The organism is Streptococcus oralis subsp. oralis, from assembly GCF_002096495.1.
Taxonomy (GTDB): domain Bacteria; phylum Bacillota; class Bacilli; order Lactobacillales; family Streptococcaceae; genus Streptococcus; species Streptococcus oralis_CU.
The window spans coordinates 356,711-375,778 of the sequence record NZ_NCUO01000012.1; the positions used below are offsets into that span (position 1 = coordinate 356,711).

The 19,068-nt window shown below is 43.5% G+C and carries 21 protein-coding genes, 1 pseudogene and 1 other annotated feature; of the genes and pseudogenes, 20 read left to right on the forward strand and 2 right to left on the reverse strand.

What is annotated here, in order from left to right; all coding sequences use genetic code 11:
• Position 1 precedes the first annotated feature (1 nt).
• Positions 2-295, forward strand: coding sequence for a 50S ribosomal protein L27 (rpmA, locus tag B7717_RS07155; protein WP_000916509.1), 294 nt, complete (start codon positions 2-4; stop codon positions 293-295).
• Between the two features lie 165 nt (positions 296-460).
• Here rpmA and B7717_RS09755 read toward each other — a convergent pair.
• Positions 461-532, reverse strand: a pseudogene (locus B7717_RS09755) (AraC family transcriptional regulator); the annotation flags it as partial.
• Between B7717_RS09755 and B7717_RS07160 the strand changes: the two are divergent.
• The 16 genes from B7717_RS07160 to B7717_RS07235 all read left to right on the forward strand — a co-directional run bounded on the left by B7717_RS07160 (position 525) and on the right by B7717_RS07235 (position 14,002).
• A complete protein-coding gene (locus B7717_RS07160) occupies positions 525-1,433 on the forward strand; it encodes a LysR family transcriptional regulator (protein ID WP_001025717.1) in 909 nt (302 codons plus the stop codon). The pseudogene B7717_RS09755 and the gene B7717_RS07160 overlap by 8 nt on opposite strands.
• Positions 1,430-1,897 (forward strand): signal peptidase II, encoded by a 468-nt coding sequence (gene lspA / locus B7717_RS07165; RefSeq protein WP_084944455.1) that lies wholly within the window; start codon positions 1,430-1,432, stop codon positions 1,895-1,897. The genes B7717_RS07160 and lspA overlap by 4 nt, the downstream gene beginning before the upstream one ends.
• Positions 1,881-2,780: an RluA family pseudouridine synthase gene (locus B7717_RS07170; protein ID WP_084878017.1), complete on the forward strand. Its 900-nt coding sequence runs from the start codon at positions 1,881-1,883 to the stop codon at positions 2,778-2,780. Before lspA ends, B7717_RS07170 begins: the two co-directional genes overlap by 17 nt.
• A 99-nt stretch (positions 2,781-2,879) precedes the next feature.
• Positions 2,880-3,989, forward strand: coding sequence for a glutamate 5-kinase (proB, locus tag B7717_RS07175; RefSeq protein ID WP_241502073.1), 1,110 nt, complete (start codon positions 2,880-2,882; stop codon positions 3,987-3,989).
• Positions 3,990-3,998: 9 nt separating this feature from the next.
• Entirely contained in the window at positions 3,999-5,261 is a 1,263-nt protein-coding gene (locus B7717_RS07180; RefSeq protein WP_084944457.1) for a glutamate-5-semialdehyde dehydrogenase, read from the forward strand.
• Between the two features lie 3 nt (positions 5,262-5,264).
• Positions 5,265-6,062 carry a pyrroline-5-carboxylate reductase gene (gene proC, locus B7717_RS07185; RefSeq protein WP_084944458.1) on the forward strand — a complete coding sequence of 266 codons (798 nt, stop codon included), beginning with the start codon at positions 5,265-5,267 and terminating at the stop codon, positions 6,060-6,062.
• Positions 6,063-6,182: 120 nt separating this feature from the next.
• Positions 6,183-6,821, forward strand: a complete 639-nt coding sequence (gene tmk / locus B7717_RS07190; protein WP_084944459.1) for a dTMP kinase — start codon at positions 6,183-6,185, stop codon at positions 6,819-6,821.
• Positions 6,818-7,708, forward strand: coding sequence for a DNA polymerase III subunit delta' (locus B7717_RS07195; RefSeq protein ID WP_084944460.1), 891 nt, complete (start codon positions 6,818-6,820; stop codon positions 7,706-7,708). Before tmk ends, B7717_RS07195 begins: the two co-directional genes overlap by 4 nt.
• A 36-nt stretch (positions 7,709-7,744) precedes the next feature.
• Positions 7,745-8,062 carry a DNA replication initiation control protein YabA gene (yabA, locus tag B7717_RS07200; protein WP_000358229.1) on the forward strand — a complete coding sequence of 106 codons (318 nt, stop codon included), beginning with the start codon at positions 7,745-7,747 and terminating at the stop codon, positions 8,060-8,062.
• Between the two features lie 2 nt (positions 8,063-8,064).
• The gene (rsmI, locus tag B7717_RS07205) at positions 8,065-8,943 is read left to right on the forward strand and encodes a 16S rRNA (cytidine(1402)-2'-O)-methyltransferase (protein WP_001166866.1); all 879 of its coding nucleotides are present in this window, start codon (positions 8,065-8,067) and stop codon (positions 8,941-8,943) included.
• A 133-nt stretch (positions 8,944-9,076) separates the two neighbouring features.
• The gene (trmFO, locus tag B7717_RS07210; protein ID WP_000083706.1) at positions 9,077-10,411 is read left to right on the forward strand and encodes a methylenetetrahydrofolate--tRNA-(uracil(54)-C(5))-methyltransferase (FADH(2)-oxidizing) TrmFO; all 1,335 of its coding nucleotides are present in this window, start codon (positions 9,077-9,079) and stop codon (positions 10,409-10,411) included.
• An 83-nt stretch (positions 10,412-10,494) separates the two neighbouring features.
• Positions 10,495-11,232 (forward strand): UMP kinase, encoded by a 738-nt coding sequence (gene pyrH / locus B7717_RS07215; RefSeq protein WP_000002996.1) that lies wholly within the window; start codon positions 10,495-10,497, stop codon positions 11,230-11,232.
• 7 nt (positions 11,233-11,239) lie between these two features.
• Positions 11,240-11,797, forward strand: a complete 558-nt coding sequence (gene frr, locus B7717_RS07220; protein ID WP_001262235.1) for a ribosome recycling factor — start codon at positions 11,240-11,242, stop codon at positions 11,795-11,797.
• Between the two features lie 59 nt (positions 11,798-11,856).
• Positions 11,857-12,711: an RNA-binding virulence regulatory protein CvfB gene (gene cvfB, locus B7717_RS07225; RefSeq protein ID WP_084944461.1), complete on the forward strand. Its 855-nt coding sequence runs from the start codon at positions 11,857-11,859 to the stop codon at positions 12,709-12,711.
• Between the two features lie 8 nt (positions 12,712-12,719).
• The gene (locus B7717_RS07230; RefSeq protein WP_001232077.1) at positions 12,720-12,935 is read left to right on the forward strand and encodes a YozE family protein; all 216 of its coding nucleotides are present in this window, start codon (positions 12,720-12,722) and stop codon (positions 12,933-12,935) included.
• 80 nt (positions 12,936-13,015) lie between these two features.
• Positions 13,016-14,002: a PhoH family protein gene (locus B7717_RS07235; RefSeq protein WP_000658170.1), complete on the forward strand. Its 987-nt coding sequence runs from the start codon at positions 13,016-13,018 to the stop codon at positions 14,000-14,002.
• Positions 14,003-14,051: 49 nt separating this feature from the next.
• On the opposite strand, the gene ald is transcribed toward B7717_RS07235, so the two are convergent.
• Complete coding sequence (ald, locus tag B7717_RS07240) at positions 14,052-15,164, reverse strand: alanine dehydrogenase (protein WP_084944462.1); 1,113 nt, start codon at positions 15,162-15,164, stop codon at positions 14,052-14,054.
• Between the two features lie 175 nt (positions 15,165-15,339).
• Here ald and B7717_RS07250 point away from each other — a divergent pair, with 175 nt between their 5' ends.
• The 3 genes from B7717_RS07250 (at position 15,340) to B7717_RS07260 (ending at position 18,850) form a co-directional block, all read left to right on the forward strand.
• A complete protein-coding gene (locus B7717_RS07250; RefSeq protein WP_084944464.1) occupies positions 15,340-15,909 on the forward strand; it encodes a GNAT family N-acetyltransferase in 570 nt (189 codons plus the stop codon).
• A 66-nt stretch (positions 15,910-15,975) separates the two neighbouring features.
• The gene (locus B7717_RS07255; RefSeq protein WP_084944465.1) at positions 15,976-16,626 is read left to right on the forward strand and encodes a helix-hairpin-helix domain-containing protein; all 651 of its coding nucleotides are present in this window, start codon (positions 15,976-15,978) and stop codon (positions 16,624-16,626) included.
• Positions 16,610-18,850, forward strand: a complete 2,241-nt coding sequence (locus tag B7717_RS07260; protein ID WP_000084754.1) for a DNA internalization-related competence protein ComEC/Rec2 — start codon at positions 16,610-16,612, stop codon at positions 18,848-18,850. Before B7717_RS07255 ends, B7717_RS07260 begins: the two co-directional genes overlap by 17 nt.
• Positions 18,851-18,922: 72 nt before the next feature.
• Positions 18,923-19,054 (forward strand) — a sequence feature (ribosomal protein L20 leader region).
• Positions 19,055-19,068 lie beyond the last annotated feature (14 nt).

Genomic DNA, 19,068 nt, shown 5'->3' on the forward strand with positions numbered 1-19,068 from the left:
TATGTTGAAAATGACTCTTAACAACTTGCAACTTTTCGCCCACAAAAAAGGTGGAGGTTCTACATCAAACGGACGTGATTCACAAGCGAAACGTCTTGGAGCTAAAGCAGCTGACGGACAAACTGTAACAGGTGGATCAATCCTTTACCGTCAACGTGGTACACACATCTATCCAGGTGTAAACGTTGGACGTGGTGGAGACGATACTTTGTTCGCTAAAGTTGAAGGCGTAGTACGCTTTGAACGTAAAGGTCGCGATAAAAAACAAGTTTCTGTTTACCCAATCGCAAAATAAAAAGGTTCAGTGAACCTTTTTATCCCGAGCCTTAAAATGAAAAGGCGAGGAAGCTAGAACTAGCATAAAATAAGGCTTTCCGAGTTTTCGGAGAGCCTATTTTTTTGTTTTGATACCCACAATTTTTCGTTACTAGTGTAGATGAATTTTGTGAGCGACATTATTTTTCCTAGGTGGAAAACTTCTAAAATATGGTATAATGAACAGATAGAGAAGTTGGGGGTAAAAGATGAACATTCAACAATTACGCTATGTTGTGGCCATTGCCAATAGTGGTACTTTCCGTGAAGCTGCTGAAAAGATGTATGTTAGTCAGCCGAGTCTGTCTATTTCTGTGCGCGATTTGGAAAAAGAACTTGGGTTTAAGATTTTCCGTCGAACTAGTTCGGGAACGTTTTTGACACGTCGCGGTATGGAATTTTATGAGAAAGCGCAAGAATTGGTCAAAGGCTTCGATGTTTTTCAAAATCAGTATGCCAATCCTGAGGAAGAAAAGGATGAATTTTCCATTGCCAGTCAGCACTATGACTTCTTGCCACCAACGATTACGGCCTTTTCAGAGCGTTATCCTGATTATAAGAACTTTCGTATTTTTGAGTCTACTACAGTTCAAATCTTAGACGAAGTAGCTCAAGGACACAGTGAGATTGGGATTATCTACCTCAACAACCAAAATAAAAAGGGAATCATGCAACGGGTTGAAAAGCTTGGTTTAGAAGTTATTGAACTAATTCCTTTCCAGACTCACATTTATCTTCGTGAAGGGCACCCTTTAGCACAGAAAGAGGAATTGGTCATGGAGGACCTAGCGGATCTGCCAACGGTTCGGTTTACTCAGGAAAAAGATGAGTATCTATACTATTCAGAGAACTTTGTCGACACCAGCGCGAGCTCGCAGATGTTTAACGTGACGGACCGTGCTACTTTGAATGGTATTTTGGAGCGGACGGATGCCTATGCAACTGGATCTGGTTTTTTAGATAGTGACAGTGTTAATGGGATCACAGTCATTCGTCTCAAGGATAATCTAGATAATCGCATGGTCTATGTCAAACGGGAAGAAGTGGAGCTTAGCCAAGCTGGGACTCTTTTCGTAGAAGTCATGCAAGAATATTTTGATCAAAAGAGGAAATCATGAAAAAAAGAGGAATAGTAGCAGTCATTGTACTGCTTTTGATTGGGTTGGATCAGTTGGTCAAAAATTATGTTGTCCAGCAGATTCCACTGGGTGAAGTGCGTTCGTGGATCCCCAATCTCGTTAGTTTGACCTACCTGCAAAATAGAGGAGCAGCCTTCTCCATGCTGCAAGATCAGCAGTGGTTATTTGCTGTCATTACACTGGTCGTCATGGTGGGTGCCATTTGGTATTTACATAAACACATGGAGGATTCTCTCTGGTTGGTTTTTGGACTGATTTTGATAATCGCGGGAGGTCTGGGCAACTTTATCGACAGAATGAGTCAAGGTTTTGTGGTGGATATGTTTCACCTAGACTTTATCAACTTTGCGATTTTCAATGTTGCTGACAGTTATTTGACAGTTGGTGTCATTGTTTTATTGATTGCAATGCTTAAAGAGGAAGTAAATGGAAATAAAAATTGAAACTGGTGGGCAACGTCTAGACAAGGCTCTGTCGGACCTGACAGAATTGTCACGCAGTCTCGCGAATGAACAAATCAAGGCTGGACAAGTCTTGGTGAATGGGCAAGCCAAGAAAGCCAAATACACTGTCCAAGAGGGGGATATCGTCACCTACCATGTGCCAGAACCAGAGGTTTTAGAGTATGTGGCTGAGAATCTGCCACTCGAGATTATCTACCAAGATGAGGATGTAGCCGTTGTTAACAAACCTCAGGGGATGGTGGTTCATCCCAGTGCCGGTCATACCAGTGGAACCTTGGTCAATGCCCTCATGTACCATATCAAGGACTTGTCAGGTATCAATGGTGTTCTCCGACCGGGTATCGTTCACCGCATTGACAAGGATACGTCTGGTCTCCTTATGATTGCTAAGAATGATGAGGCGCATCTAGCACTTGCCCAAGAACTCAAGGATAAAAAGTCTCTACGCAAATACTGGGCGATTGTTCATGGCAATCTTCCCAATGATCGTGGTGTGATTGAAGCTCCGATTGGTCGTAGTGAAAAAGATCGTAAGAAACAGGCAGTGACTGCTAAAGGGAAGCCAGCAGTGACTCGTTTTCAAGTCTTGGAACGCTTTGGAGATTATAGTTTGCTAGAGTTGCAACTGGAAACAGGACGTACCCACCAAATCCGTGTTCATATGGCTTATATTGGCCATCCAGTCGCTGGGGATGAGGTCTATGGCCCTCGTAAAACCCTGAAAGGACATGGACAGTTTCTCCATGCTAAGACTCTAGGTTTTACCCATCCGAGAACAGGTGAAACTTTGGAGTTCACAGCAGATATTCCAGAGATTTTTAAAGAAACGCTGGAAAGATTGCGTAAAACTGAGAATAGATAAAAGAGTTGAGATGACTGTCTCAACCTTTTTATTTCAAGTCTTTTCTATTTTAAAGCATTCATGTTATAATGGATAAATATGAAGAATCGGAGTGAGAATATGAAGTACAAACGAATCGTCTTTAAGGTAGGGACCTCCTCCTTGACAAATGAAGACGGGAGTTTATCAAGAAGTAAAGTAAAGGCAATTACCCAACAATTAGCTATGTTGCATGAAGCTGGACATGAGTTGATTTTGGTTTCATCTGGGGCAGTTGCCGCTGGATTTGGAGCTTTGGGTTTTAAAAAACGTCCGACCAAGATTGCAGATAAGCAGGCTTCGGCTGCAGTAGGACAAGGATTGCTCCTAGAAGAATACACAACCAACCTCCTCATGCGCCAGATCGTTTCTGCGCAAATTTTGCTGACACAGGATGATTTTGTAGATAAACGTCGCTATAAGAATGCCCACCAGGCCTTGTCTGTGTTGCTTCATCGTGGAGCGATTCCTATCATCAATGAAAATGACAGTGTCGTCATTGACGAACTCAAGGTTGGGGACAATGACACTCTGAGTGCCCAGGTAGCGGCTATGGTGCAGGCAGACCTTTTGGTTCTCTTGACCGATGTGGATGGTCTCTATACTGGCAATCCTAATTCGGATCCAACAGCTAAACGCTTGGATAAAATTGAGACTATCAATCGTGAGATTATTGATATGGCTGGTGGAGCAGGTTCGTCTAATGGGACAGGTGGGATGTTGACTAAGATCAAGGCGGCTACGATTGCTACGGAGTCAGGTGTGCCAGTCTATATTTGCTCCTCCTTGAAATCAGATGCCTTGATCGAGGCAGCGGAGGAGACCAAGGATGGTTCCTTCTTTGTTGCGCAAGAGAAGGGACTTCGTACCCAGAAACAATGGCTGGCCTTCTATGCTCAAAGTCAGGGAACGATTTGGGTAGATGGTGGAGCTGCAGAGGCACTTTCAAAAAACGGGAAAAGTCTCCTTTTATCGGGTGTGGTAGAAGTGGAAGGAAGCTTCTCCTACCACGATATTGTAACAGTGGCTGATAAAGAAACAGGTCAATCTCTTGGAAAGGGACGTGTCCAATTTGGCGTCTCAGCCCTAGAAGATATGCTCCGTTCTCAAAAAGCTAAGGGAGTCTTGATTCACCGTGATGACTGGATTTCCATCACTCCTGAAATCCAGCTGCTCTTTACAGAATTTTAGAGGCGAACGATGGAAAGTACACAAGAACAATTTGAACAAGTACAGGCTGTTAAGAAATCAATCAATACTGCTAGTGAAGTAGTGAAAAACCAAGCCTTGCTAGCCATGGCTGATCAGTTATTGGCAGCTACTGAGGAGATTCTAGAGGCCAATGCCCTCGATATGGCAGCGGCCAAGGGGAAAATCTCAGATGTCATGCTAGATCGTCTTTATTTGGATGAAGGACGTATAGAAACGATGGCAAGAGGGATTCGTGAAGTGGTTGCTTTACCAGATCCTATTGGTGAAGTCCTAGAGACAAGTCAGCTTGAAAATGGCTTGGTTATTACCAAGAAACGGGTGGCTATGGGGGTCATCGGTATTATCTATGAAAGCCGTCCAAATGTGACGTCGGATGCTGCTGCTTTGGCTCTCAAAAGTGGCAATGCGGTCGTTCTTCGTAGTGGTAAGGACGCCTATCAAACTGCCCATGCTATTGTCACAGCCTTGAAGAAGGGCTTGGAGGCGACGACCATTCATCCAGAGGTGATTCAACTGGTGGAAGATACCAGCCGAGAAAGTAGCTATGCTATGATGAAGGCCAAGGACTATCTAGACCTTCTCATTCCTCGTGGAGGTGCTGGCTTGATTAATGCTGTGGTTGAAAATGCTATCGTGCCTGTTATTGAGACAGGAACCGGGATTGTCCATGTCTATGTGGATAAGGATGCAGACGAAGACAAGGCTCTATCGATCATCAACAATGCTAAAACCAGTCGTCCTTCTGTCTGCAATGCTATGGAAGTTTTACTGGTTCATGAAGACAAGGCAGCGGATTTCCTTCCTCGCTTGGAACAAGTTCTGGTTACAAGTCGGAAAGAAGCTGGGCTGGAACCAATTCAATTCCGCTTGGATGAGAAAGCAAGTCAGTTTCTTTCAGGTCGATTAGCTGAGGCCCAAGACTTTGACACCGAGTTTTTAGATTATATCCTTGCGGTTAAGGTCGTGAGTGGTTTAGAAGAAGCGGTTGCGCATATTGAAGCCCACAGTACCCATCATTCGGACGCCATTGTGACAGAAAATGCTGAAGCTGCAGCCTACTTTACAAATCAAGTGGACTCAGCAGCAGTTTATGTCAATGCGTCAACTCGTTTCACCGATGGTGGCCAATTTGGTCTGGGTTGTGAAATGGGGATTTCTACTCAAAAACTGCACGCGCGTGGTCCAATGGGTTTAAAAGAATTAACCAGCTACAAGTATGTGGTTACTGGTGACGGACAGATAAGGGAGTAAGAGATGAAGATTGGATTTATCGGTTTGGGGAATATGGGTTCTAGCTTGGCTAAAGCTGTTTTGCAGGCCAAGACGGGTGCTCAGATTCTCCTTGCCAATCGTAGTCAAGCAAAAGTAGATGCTTTCATCACTGATTTCGGTGGTCAGGCTTCCAGCAATGAAGAAATTTTTGCAGAAGCAGATGTGATTTTTCTAGGAGTAAAGCCTGCTCAGTTTTCTGAACTGCTTTCTCAATATCAGACCATCCTTGAAAAACGAGAGAGTCTTCTTTTGATTTCCATGGCGGCTGGATTGACCTTGGAAAAACTAGCTAGTCTTATCCCAAGTCAACACCGGATCATTCGCATCATGCCCAATACTCCAGTGGCTATCGGCCAAGGAGTGATTAGTTATGCCATGTCAGCAAACTGTTGTGCTGAGGACAGGGAGCTCTTTTGTCAGCTTTTAGCCAAGGCTGGTCTTTTGGTTGAGCTGGGAGATGGCTTAATCGATGCGGCGACAGGTCTCGCAGGTTGTGGACCAGCTTTTGTCTATCTCTTTATCGAGGCTTTGGCAGATGCGGGTGTACAGACAGGATTGCCACGAGAAATAGCTTTAAAAATGGCAGCCCAAACAGTAGTCGGCGCTGGACAAATGGTCCTCGAAAGCCAGCAACATCCTGGAGTTTTGAAAGACCAAGTTTGCAGTCCAGGTGGTTCGACTATCGCTGGTGTAGCAAGTCTGGAAGAACATGCCTTTAGAGGTACCGTCATGGACGCAGTTCATCAAGCCTATAAACGAACACAAGAACTAGGTAAATAAGAGGTTGGATGACTCCCGGCCTCTTTTATGGTCGATTGAATGGAGAAGACGCAAAAAGATTGTCACAAAAACCTATTTTTTTGATAGAATAGAAGGTAGAAAAAAAGAAATGAGTTAGACATGTCAAAAGGATTTTTAGTCTCTCTTGAGGGACCAGAGGGAGCAGGAAAGACCAGTGTTTTAGAGGCTCTACTCCCCATTTTAGAGGAAAAAGGAGTAGAGGTGCTGACCACCCGTGAGCCAGGTGGAGTCTTGATTGGGGAGAAGATTCGTCAAGTGATTTTGGACCCAAGTCATACTCAGATGGATCCTAAAACAGAGCTCCTTCTCTATATCGCAAGTCGCAGACAGCACTTGGTGGAAAAAGTTCTCCCTGCTCTTGAAGCTGGTAAGTTGGTCATTATGGACCGCTTCATCGATAGTTCCCTTGCTTATCAGGGATTTGGCCGTGGCTTGGATATTGATGCCATTGATTGGCTCAATTACTTTGCAACAGATGGTCTCAAACCCGACTTGACACTCTATTTTGACATCGAAGTGGAAGAAGGACTGGCTCGTATTGCTGCTAATAGTGACCGCGAGGTCAATCGTTTGGACCTAGAAGGCTTAGACCTGCACAAGAAAGTCCGTCAAGGCTATCTTTCTCTTCTGGACAAAGAAGGAAATCGCATTGTCAAGATTGATGCCAGTCTTCCTTTGGAGCAAGTTGTGGAAACGACCAAGGCTGTCTTGTTTGACAGAATGGGCTTGGCTAAATGAAACAAGAACAACTAAAGGCTTTGCAACCAGAGCAGTTTGACCGCTTTATCCGTATCCTAGAACAAGACCAGCTCAATCACGCCTATCTCTTTTCAGGTTTCTTTGGAAGTTTGGAAATGGCGCAATTTTTGGCTAAAAGTCTTTTCTGTACGGATAAAGTAGGCGTTTTACCATGTGAGAACTGCCGAAACTGCAAGCTGATTGAACAGGAAGAATTTCCCGATGTTACCTTGATTAAGCCAGTCAATCAGGTCATTAAGACAGAACGCATTCGGGAATTGGTGGGCCAGTTTTCCCAAACAGGGATTGAAAGCCAGCAACAGGTCTTTATTATCGAGCAGGCGGAAAAAATGCATCCCAACGCAGCCAATTCTCTGCTTAAGGTCATCGAAGAACCTCAGAGTGAAGTTTATATTTTCTTCTTAACCAGCGATGAGGAAAAAATCTTGCCGACAATCCGTAGTCGGACCCAGATTTTCAACTTTAAAAAGCAAGAAGAAAAGCTCATCCATCAATTAGAACAAGCAGGTCTGGTCAAGAAAAAAGCGACTCTCTTAGCCCAGTTTTGTCAATCACGAGCTGAAGCTGAAAAGTTGGTCAATCAAGCAAGTTTTTGGACCTTGGTGGATGAAAGTGAGCGCCTGCTGACTTGGTTAGTAGCCAAGAAAAAAGAGAGTTATTTGCAGGTAGCCAAATTAACCAGCTTGGCAGATGACAAGGAAAAACAAGATCAGGTCTTGCGAATCCTCGAAGTTCTTTGTGGACAGGAACTCTTACAAGCAAGGATTCGACAGATTCTACAAGATTTGCTAGAAGCCAGAAAAATGTGGCTAGCTAATGTCAGCTTTCAAAATGCCATGGAATATCTGGTCTTGAAAGAAATATAAACTCAATGAAGGATAAAGAAAGGAAAGGGCTGGTTTATGGATAAAAAAGAATTATTTGACGCGCTGGACGATTTTTCCCAACAGTTACTGGTGACCTTGGCCGATGTGGAAGCCATCAAGAAAAATCTCAAGAGCCTGGTAGAGGAAAATACAGCTCTTCGCTTGGAAAATAGTAAGTTGCGCGAACGCTTGGGCGAGGTGGAAGCAGATACTCCCGTCAAGGCCAAGCATGTTCGTGAAAGCGTCCGTCGGATCTATAAAGACGGTTTTCACGTATGTAATGATTTTTATGGACAACGCCGAGAGCAGGACGAGGAATGTATGTTCTGTGACGAGTTGTTGTACAGGGAGTAGGCATGCAGATTCAAAAAAGTTTTAAGGGACAATCTCCCTATGGCAAGCTTTACCTAGTAGCAACGCCGATTGGCAATCTAGATGACATGACCTTTCGTGCCATTCAGACCTTGAAAGAAGTGGACTGGATTGCAGCTGAGGACACGCGCAATACAGGACTTTTGCTCAAGCATTTTGACATTTCCACCAAGCAGATTAGTTTTCACGAGCACAATGCCAAGGAAAAAATTCCTGATTTGATTGGTTTCTTGAAAGCAGGACAAAGTATTGCTCAGGTATCCGATGCGGGTCTGCCTAGTATCTCGGACCCTGGTCATGATTTGGTTAAGGCAGCTATTGAGGAAGAAATTGCAGTAGTGACAGTTCCGGGTGCCTCTGCAGGGATTTCTGCTTTGATTGCCAGTGGTTTAGCTCCACAACCACATATCTTTTACGGTTTCTTACCGAGAAAATCAGGCCAGCAAAAGCAATTTTTCGACTTAAAAAAAGATTACCCAGAAACTCAGATTTTCTACGAATCGCCCCACCGTGTATCAGATACATTGGAAAATATGCTAGAAGTCTACGGTGACCGCTCGGTAGTCTTGGTCAGGGAATTGACCAAAATCTATGAAGAATACCAACGAGGAAAGATTTCAGAGCTACTAGAAAGTATTGCTGAAACGCCACTCAAGGGTGAATGCCTTCTCATCGTTAAAGGCGCAAGTCAGGATGTGGAGGAAAAGGACGAGGAGGACTTGTTTTCAGAAATCCAATCTCGTATCCAGCAAGGCATGAAGAAAAATCAAGCCATTAAGGAAGTTGCGAAACTCTACCAGTGGAATAAAAGCCAACTCTACGCTGCCTACCACGAATGGGAAGAAAATCAAGAAAATGACTAAACAGGGAAGTTTGCCATCTTCCCTTTTTTTGTTATACTAGTAGAAGAAAAATTAGAAAGATTTGTGGGTGTCAAACAGTCTAGTAGCTTGTTTTGATATGAACTTAGGTTCCACCCAAAGAGGTATTAGTGTCGTGTCTCAATCTTATATCAATGTTATCGGTGCTGGTTTGGCAGGTTCTGAAGCAGCTTACCAAATCGCAGAACGCGGTATTCCAGTTAAACTTTATGAAATGCGTGGGGTCAAGTCAACACCTCAGCACAAAACAGACAATTTTGCTGAATTGGTTTGTTCCAATTCCTTACGTGGGGATGCTTTGACCAATGCAGTTGGGCTTCTCAAGGAAGAAATGCGTCGCTTGGGTTCTGTTATCTTGGAATCTGCTGAAGCTACACGTGTTCCTGCTGGTGGAGCCCTTGCGGTGGACCGTGATGGTTTCTCTCAAATGGTGACTGAAAAAGTGGCTAATCACCCCTTGATTGAAGTGGTTCGTGATGAAATTACAGAATTGCCGACTGATGTTATTACAGTTGTCGCTACTGGTCCTTTAACCAGCGATGCCCTAGCTGAAAAGATTCATGCCCTTAATGACGGTGATGGTTTCTATTTCTACGATGCGGCGGCGCCGATTATCGATGTCAATACCATCGATATGAGCAAGGTCTATCTCAAGTCTCGTTATGACAAGGGAGAAGCAGCCTACCTCAATGCCCCTATGACCAAGCAAGAATTTATGGATTTCCATGAAGCATTGATCAATGCGGAAGAAGCCCCGCTCAATTCGTTTGAAAAAGAAAAGTACTTTGAAGGTTGTATGCCTATCGAAGTCATGGCTAAGCGTGGCATTAAAACCATGCTTTATGGTCCGATGAAGCCAGTCGGTTTGGAGTATCCAGACGATTATACAGGCCCTCGTGACGGGGAGTTCAAAACACCGTATGCAGTTGTCCAGCTTCGTCAGGACAATGCGGCTGGTAGCCTCTACAATATCGTTGGTTTCCAAACCCACCTCAAATGGGGAGAACAAAAGCGTGTCTTCCAAATGATTCCAGGTCTTGAAAATGCTGAGTTTGTCCGTTATGGGGTCATGCATCGCAATTCTTATATGGATTCACCAAATCTTCTTGAACAGACTTACCGTTCTAAGAAACAACCAAACCTCTTCTTTGCTGGTCAAATGACGGGTGTAGAAGGCTATGTTGAGTCAGCAGCTTCAGGCTTGGTTGCAGGTATTAACGCAGCTCGTCTCTTTAAGGGTGAAAGTGAAGCTATCTTCCCAGAGACCACAGCGATTGGAAGTCTGGCTCATTACATCACTCACGCTGATAGCAAACATTTCCAACCAATGAACGTCAATTTCGGGATTATCAAGGAATTGGAAGGCGAGCGTATCCGTGATAAGAAGGCTCGTTATGAAAAAATTGCAGAGCGTGCTCTTACCGACTTAGAGGAATTTTTAACGGTCTAATTTTTTTCAAAGAATTGCTCATGATACTATAAAAATCTTAGAAATTGTGATAAAATAGGTAGGATAAAAAAAGGAGAGTAAAAATGGCGAACCCCAAGTATAAACGTATTTTAATCAAGTTATCAGGTGAAGCCCTTGCCGGTGAACGTGGCGTAGGGATTGATATCCAAACAGTTCAAACAATCGCAAAAGAGATTCAAGAAGTTCATAGCTTAGGTATCGAAATTGCCCTTGTTATTGGTGGAGGAAATCTCTGGCGCGGAGAACCTGCTGCAGAAGCAGGAATGGACCGCGTTCAGGCTGATTACACTGGAATGCTTGGGACCGTGATGAATGCTCTTGTGATGGCAGATTCATTGCAACAAGTTGGTGTCGATACGCGTGTGCAAACTGCCATTGCGATGCAACAAGTGGCAGAACCTTATGTACGTGGACGTGCCCTTCGCCACCTTGAAAAGGGTCGTATCGTTATCTTTGGTGCTGGTATTGGTTCACCTTACTTCTCAACAGATACAACAGCAGCCCTTCGTGCAGCTGAAATCGAAGCGGATGCCATCCTTATGGCTAAAAATGGCGTAGACGGTGTTTACAATGCCGATCCTAAGAAAGACAAAACTGCCGTTAAGTTTGAAGAATTGACCCACCGTGATGTTATCAATAAAGGTCTTCGTATCATGGACTCAACTGCTTCAACCCTCTCTATGGACAACGACATTGACTTGGTTGTCTTCAATATGAACCAACCAGGCAACATCAAACGTGTCGTATTTGGTGAAAATATCGGAACAACAGTTTCAAACAATATCGAAGAAAAGGAATAAGAAAATTATGGCTAATGCAATTGTAGAAAAAGCTAAAGAGAGAATGACCCAGTCTCACCAATCACTTGCTCGTGAATTTGGTGGTATCCGTGCCGGTCGTGCCAACGCAAGCTTGCTAGACCGTATCCACGTAGAATACTACGGAGTCGAAACTCCTCTTAACCAAATCGCTTCAATTACCATTCCAGAAGCGCGTGTCTTGTTGGTAACACCATTTGACAAGTCTTCATTGAAAGACATCGAACGTGCCTTGAACGCTTCTGACCTTGGTATCACACCAGCTAATGACGGTTCTGTGATCCGCTTGGTTATCCCTGCTCTTACAGAAGAGACTCGTCGTGACCTTGCCAAAGAAGTGAAGAAGGTCGGTGAGAATGCTAAAGTGGCTGTCCGCAATATCCGTCGCGACGCTATGGACGAAGCTAAAAAGCAAGAAAAAGCAAAAGAAATTACTGAAGACGAATTGAAGACTCTTGAAAAAGATATTCAAAAAGTAACAGACGACGCTGTGAAACACATCGACGACATGACTGCCAATAAAGAAAAAGAAATCTTGGAAGTCTAAAAATAAACAGAAAAACTCAGTTGGCATTGCTGGCTGAGTTTTATTCGAAAGAAGGAAATATGAATACAAATCTTGCAAGTTTTATCGTTGGACTTATCATCGATGAAAATGACCGTTTTTACTTTGTGCAAAAGGATGGTCAAACCTATGCTCTTGCTAAGGAAGAAGGTCAACATTCGGTAGGTGATACGGTCAAAGGTTTTGCCTATACGGATATGAAGCAGAAACTCCGCTTGACCACTCAAGAAGTTACTCCCACTCAAGACCAATTTGGCTGGGGAACCGTAACAGAAGTTCGTAAGGATTTGGGTGTTTTTGTCGATACCGGTATACCTGATAAGGAAATCGTTGTGTCACTTGATATCCTCCCTGAGCTCAAGGAACTCTGGCCTAAGAAAGGTGATAAACTCTACATCCGTCTTGAAGTGGACAAGAAAGACCGCATCTGGGGACTTTTAGCGTATCAGGAAGATTTCCAACGTCTGGCTCGTCCTGCCTACAACAACATGCAGAACCAAAACTGGCCAGCCATTGTTTACCGTCTCAAGCTGTCAGGAACATTTGTTTACCTACCAGAGAATAACATGCTTGGTTTCATTCACCCAAGTGAGCGCTACGCAGAGCCACGTTTGGGGCAAGTGTTAGATGCGCGTGTCATCGGTTTCCGTGAAGTGGACCGTACCTTGAACCTATCCCTCAAACCACGTTCCTTTGAAATGTTGGAAAATGATGCTCAGATGATTTTGACCTACTTGGAAAGCAATGGCGGTTTCATGACCTTGAATGATAAGTCATCCCCTGAGGACATCAAGGCAACCTTTGGAATCTCAAAAGGTCAGTTCAAGAAAGCACTCGGCGGCTTGATGAAGGCTGGTAAAATCAAGCAAGATCAGTTTGGGACAGAGTTGATTTAGGGAGGCTTATGAGAAAATCATTTTATACTTGGCTCATGACTGAGCGTAATCCTAAAAGTGACAGCCCTAAAGCCATCTTGGCAGACCTTGCTTTTGAGGAGTCAGCCTTTCCAAAACACACGGATGATTTCGATGAGGTGAGTCGCTTTTTGGAGGAGCATGCCAGTTTCTCTTTTAACCTAGGAGATTTTGATGCCATCTGGCAAGAATACTTAGAACACTAGAGACAATGAGATGAGGCTAGTATTTTATTGTTCTCTTTGCTATAATAAAAAGAAATAAACGGATTAGAGAGGTTCTTTATTTGAAGGAACATTCAATAGACATTCAACTAAGTCACCCAGATGACTTGTTCCATCTTTTTGGTTCCAATGAGCGCCATCTTCGTTTGATGGAAGAAGAGCTCGATGTGGTGATTCATGCTCGTACGGAGATTGTGCAGGTTATCGGAGAAGAGTCTACCTGTGAGGAAGCCCGTCAGGTTATTCAGGCTTTGATGGTCTTGGTAAATCGTGGAATGACAGTCGGCACACCAGATGTGGTCACTGCGATTGGCATGGTCAAAAACGATGAAATTGACAAGTTTGTCGCCCTTTACGAAGAAGAAATTATCAAAGACAATACTGGGAAACCGATCCGTGTCAAAACCTTAGGTCAAAAGCTTTATGTGGACAGTGTCAAACAGCATGATGTGACCTTTGGAATCGGGCCTGCTGGGACAGGGAAGACCTTTCTTGCAGTGACCTTGGCAGTGACTGCCCTTAAACGTGGGCAAGTCAAGCGAATTATTCTGACTCGACCAGCAGTGGAAGCAGGTGAGAGTCTAGGATTTCTTCCGGGTGATCTTAAGGAGAAGGTCGATCCTTACCTTCGACCTGTTTACGATGCTTTGTACCAAATTCTCGGAAAAGATCAAACGACCCGTCTCATGGAGCGCGAAATTATCGAAATCGCTCCCCTTGCCTACATGCGTGGTCGGACCTTGGATGATGCCTTTGTCATTCTCGATGAGGCACAAAATACGACCATCATGCAGATGAAGATGTTCCTGACTCGTTTAGGATTTAATTCGAAGATGATTGTCAATGGAGATATCAGTCAGATTGACCTGCCACGCAATGTTAAGTCCGGTTTGATTGATGCCCAAGAAAAGCTCAAGAACATTCATCAAATCGACTTTGTTCATTTTTCAGCCAAGGATGTGGTTCGCCATCCAGTTGTCGCTCAGATTATTCGGGCTTATGAACCAGCTCCAGTTAAGGTTGAAGAAAAGAACCAAGAAATAGAATAGCAAAAAAGCAGTTCAGATGTGAACTGCTTTTTTTAATGAGTGTCTAGCTTTAAACAAGTTCGTCGATAGACGTATGAACTTTATCGAGTCCTTGGGCAACTGGTAGGCTAGTTAAGTAACCTTGATAAGTGGTCACACCTTGACGCAAGCCCTCATCTTCAGAGATTGCTTGTGCGAATCCTTTTCCAGCCAAAGCTTCGATATAAGGAAGTGTGACATTGGTTAGGGCGATGGTTGAAGTACGGGCAACCGCACCAGGAATATTGGCAACGGCATAGTGGAGAACACCGTGTTTTTCGTAGACAGGCTCATCGTGCGTTGTCACACGGTCAGCTGTTTCGATAACGCCACCTTGGTCAACAGCAACGTCAACGATGACAGATCCTGGACGCATTTGTTTGACCATCTCATCTGTCACCAATTTCGGTGCTTTGGCACCAGGGATGAGCACCGCTCCAATCACTACATCAGCATCTCTCACACTTGCTTCGATATTGAAAGAATTAGACATAAGAGTTTGGATTTGGTTTCCAAAGACTTCTTCTAGAACTGAGAGACGCTTAGCACTGATATCTAAAATAGTCACTTGAGCACCAAGACCAAGGGCGATGCGGGCAGCATGTGTACCGACGACACCACCACCGATGATGGTTACTTTTCCTTTTGGAACGCCTGGTACACCACCTAGTAGGACACCAGAACCACCAGCTTGCTTAGTAAGGAAGTGAGCTCCGATTTGAACAGCCATACGGCCGGCAACCTCACTCATAGGAACGAGGAGAGGTAGTTGTCCTTGATTGTCACGAACAGTTTCATAGGCAATTCCTGTTGTTTTTGCTGCTAACATAGCTTCTGCTAATTCTGGAGCAGCGGCCATGTGCAAGTAGGTGAAGAGGAGAAGATCGTCGCGCAAATAAGCATATTCAGAAGCTAGTGGTTCTTTTACTTTCACGACCAACTCGGCAGCCCAGGCTTCAGCAGCAGTAGCGACAATCTCAGCTCCTTGCTTTTGATAGTCAGCATCAGTAAATCCTGAACCGAGACCAGCATTTGTTTCGATGAGGACACGATGTCCACGAGAAACTAAGCTATGGACACCAGCAGGTGTGAGGGCGACACGGTTTTCGTTATTTTTAATTTCTTTTGGAATTCCGATTAACATAGAGATAACCTACCTTTCAATTGACGGGATTGTATTAGTTGTCACATTCCAGTTCATAAATGAAAAATGTGATGGTTTTATTGTATATGAAAACGCTTCAAAAATCAAGAAAAACTTGTCATCCAAATTTATTTATGCTAGACTAGTGAGAATCAAGATCTAATGGAGGGAAAGTATGGAATCAATATTTGTTAAATTTGCCCAGTATCCATCTATAGAAACGAAGCGTTTATTGCTCCGACCTGTAACCTTGGATGATGCGGAAGCTATGTTTGAGTATGCCTCAGACAGAGAAAATACACGCTACACTTTTCCAACAAATCAAAGCTTAGAAGAAACCAAGAACAACATCGCTCAGTTCTACTTGGCTAATCCCTTGGGACGGTGGGGAATCGAAGTAAAAAGCAATGGTCAGTTTATTGGAACTATTGATTTGCACAAGATTGACCCAATTCTCAAAAAAGCAGCTATTGGTTACATTATCAATAAAAAGTATTGGAATCAAGGATTGACGACAGAAGCCAATCGGGCCGTGATTGAGCTGGCTTTTGAGAAGATTGGAATGAACAAGTTGAGCGCTCTTCACGACAAAGACAATCCCGCATCTGGCAAGGTTATGGAGAAATCAGGTATGCGTTTTTCCCACGAAGAACCCTATGCCAGAATGGATAATAAAGAACCAGGTCGAATTATCACAAGAGTTTATTATGTCTTGACCAAGGAAGACTATTTTGCAAATAAATAAGCAGTTGAAAAGAAATTTTTGACTGTTTTTTCTTTCTCTTACGAATAACCTAAGAGAGGAGAAAATATGGAAGCAATTATCGAGAAAATAAAAGAGTATAAAATCATTGTCATCTGTGCTTGTTTGGGTTTGGCCTTGGGCGGCTTTCTCCTGATAAAGCCATCTACACAAAAACCCGTCACAGAAACGAATTTGCAGGCTGAAGTTGCAACTGTTTCAAAGGATTCATCGTCTGAAAAAGAAGTGAAGAAGGAAGAAAAAGAAGAACCTCTGGAACAAGACCTGATCACAGTGGATGTAAAAGGTGCCGTAAAATCACCAGGGATTTATGACTTACCAGTAGGGAGTCGGGTTCACGATGCCGTTCAGAAAGCTGGTGGATTGACAGAGGAAGCAGATAGTAAGTCGCTCAATCTCGCTCAGAAAATCAGTGACGAGGCTCTTGTCTATGTTCCAACTAAGGGAGAAGAAGCAGCTAGTCAGCAGGCTGCCTCTGGAACGACTCCTTCGACAAGTAAAGAAAAGAAGATTAACCTCAATAAAGCTAGTCTGGAAGAACTCAAGCAGGTCAAAGGCTTGGGAGGAAAACGAGCCCAGGATATTATCGACCATCGTGAGGCAAATGGCAAATTCAAGTCGGTAGATGAATTAAAGAAGGTCTCTGGTATTGGCGCTAAGACCATAGAAAAGCTAAAAGATTATGTCACAGTGGATTAAGAATTTCCCTATTCCTCTAATCTATCTGAGCTTTCTGTTGCTCTGGCTTTACTATGCCATTTTTGGAGTGTCCTATCTCGCTCTGCTAGGTTTTGTTTTTTTGCTGATCTGCCTCTTTTTCCAATTTCCTTGGAAATCGGCTGGTAAAGTTCTAGCGATTTGTGGAGTTTTTGGAATTTGGTTTTTGTTTCAAAATTGGCAACAGACACAAGCTAGTCAGAACCTAGTGGATTCTGTTGAGAGGGTACGGATTTTACCAGATACCATCAAAGTCAATGGAGACAGTCTGTCCTTTCGGGGCAAGGCTGACGGCAGCACTTTCCAAGTTTACTATAAACTCCAGTCCGAGGAGGAGAAAGAGTACTTTCAAGCCTTAACAGACCTTCACGAGATAGAGCTAGAAGGGAAAGTCTCTGAACCTGAAGGACAGAGAAATTTTGGTGGATTTGACTACCAAGCCTATCTAAAGACTCAAGGGATTTACCAGACACTGACTATCAAGAACATCCAGTCGCTTAAAAAGGTTAACAGTTGGGATATAGGAGAAAATCTGTCTAGTTTACGTCGAAAGGCTGTAGTTTGGATCAAGACGTACTTTCCAGATCCTATGCGCAATTATATGACAGGTCTTCTTTTAGGACATTTGGACACGGACTTTGAGGAGATGAATGAGCTTTATTCCAGTCTTGGAATTATCCATCTCTTTGCCTTGTCGGGTATGCAGGTGGGCTTCTTTATGGATGCTTTTAAGAAACTCCTCTTGCGATTGGGCTTGACCCAAGAAAAGTTGAAGTGGCTAACTTATCCCTTTTCTCTTATCTATGCAGGTCTGACAGGATTTTCAGCATCGGTCATTCGCAGTCTCTTGCAAAAGTTACTGGCCCAACATGGTATTAAGGGTTTGGATAATTTTGCCTTGACGGTCCTTGTCCTTTTTATCATTATGCCAAACTTTTTCCTAACTGCAGGAGGAGTCTTGTCCTGCGCTTATGCTTTTATCTTGACCATGACTAGCAAAGAAGGTGATGGGATCAAGGCAGTTGCTAGAGAAAGTCTAGTCATTTCCTTGGGAATATTGCCTATTCTATCCTTCTATTTTGCAGAATTTCAGCCTTGGTCTATCATTTTGACCTTTGTCTTTTCCTTTCTGTTTGATGTGGTCTTTTTGCCACTTTTGTCCATCTTATTTATTCTGTCCTTTATTTACCCAGTCACTCAGTTTAACTTTGTCTTTGAGTGGTTGGAGAATATCATTCGATTGGTATCGCAGCTGGCAAGCAGGCCTCTGGTCTTTGGTCAACCCAACGCATGGCTGTTAATTCTACTGTTAATTTCCTTGGCAATACTGTATGATTTTAGGAAAAATATCAAAAGAGTAGCTGGAGTCAGCTTATTGATTATAGGTCTCTTTTTCCTAACCAAACATCCGCTGGGTAATGAAATCACCATGCTGGATGTGGGGCAAGGTGAAAGTATTTTCCTACGGGATGTGACTGGGAAAACTATTCTCATAGATGTAGGTGGTAAGGCAGAATCTGATAAGAAAATCGAGGCTTGGCAAGAAAAGTCGACGACCAGCACTGCCCAGCGTACCTTGATTCCCTATCTTAAAAGTCGAGGAGTAGATAAGATTGACCAGCTGATTTTGACCAATACAGACAAGGAACATGTTGGTGATTTACTGGAGGTGACCAAGGCTTTCCATGTTGGGGAGATTTTAGTATCAAAAGGAAGTCTGACACAGAAGGAATTTGTAGCGGAACTAGAAGCAAGTCAAAACAAGGTACGTAGTGTGGTAGCTGGGGAGAATTTCCCGATTTTTGGCAGTTTCTTAGAAGTCCTATCTCCAAGGAAGATTGGAGATGGGAATCGTGATGATTCTCTGGTTCTTTATGGAAAACTTTTGGATAAGCACTTTCTCTTCATAGGAAATTTGAAAGAGAAGGGAGAGAAGGATCTTCTAAAGCAATACCCTGGCTTAGAGGTGGATGTCCTGAAAGCAGGCCAACATGGTGCTAAAACCTCATCAAATCCAGCTTTCCTAGAAAAAATCAAACCAGAAATTACTCTCATTTCAGTCGGAAAGAGCAATCGTGCGAAACTCCCCCATCAGGAAACCTTGACACGACTGGAAAGTATCAAGAGTAAGATCTACCGAACTGACCAGCAAGGGGCTATCCGCTTTACAGGGTGGAATAGTTGGAGAATTGAAACGGTTCGATAAAATAGACAAACTTTTCGAAAAATTGACTTTTTATCTTGACAAGGAATAGAAAACTTGGTATCATATAAAAGTTGAGAAAAGCAGAAGTGAGAGCTTCTCGCCTTGTGACATCAAGTTGCCTGGCCCTACGGATGAAAAGTTTCTAAGAAACGCTATCATAACGTGCGGGCTTGTATTATTACGAGTCCGCTATTGTTTTTCTCTAATAATAAAAAAGA